This window comes from Xanthomonas sp. SHU 308 (assembly GCF_000364645.1).
GTDB lineage: Bacteria > Pseudomonadota > Gammaproteobacteria > Xanthomonadales > Xanthomonadaceae > Xanthomonas_A > Xanthomonas_A sontii.
The window spans coordinates 1-266 of record NZ_AQOK01000676.1 but is presented as its reverse complement, the minus strand read 5'-3'; the positions used below and the strand labels follow the sequence as shown (position 1 = coordinate 266).

The following is a 266-nucleotide window of genomic DNA, read 5'->3' as shown; positions in this document are numbered from 1 at the left end:
TGGGGGCGCGGCTGCCGACCACGGCCACGGCCGGGTGCCACAGCACCGTGGGATCGCCGTCCACGTACAGCGCCAGTGGCGGATTGGGCGTGCGCCGCAACAGGGCCGGGTAGTCGGCATCGTGGCAGCCCAGCAGGTGCCGACCTGGTTGCGCCAGCCAGTGCTCGGTGGTTTTCAGCGCGGCGCGGTCGGGCCGCTGCAGCGCGGCGATCTGCGCCGCATCCAGGCCGGCGGCCTGCCAGCCGGCGGGACCGGCGGCCAGCGCC

General features: G+C 76.3%; 1 protein-coding gene. It reads right to left on the bottom strand.

Features of this window, described 5'->3' with window-relative positions; genetic code table 11:
* A partial coding sequence (locus D588_RS25375; RefSeq protein WP_232764329.1) for a DNA-processing protein DprA occupies nt 1–262 on the bottom strand: 262 nt, incomplete at its 3' end.
* Nucleotides 263–266: the final 4 nt, after the last annotated feature.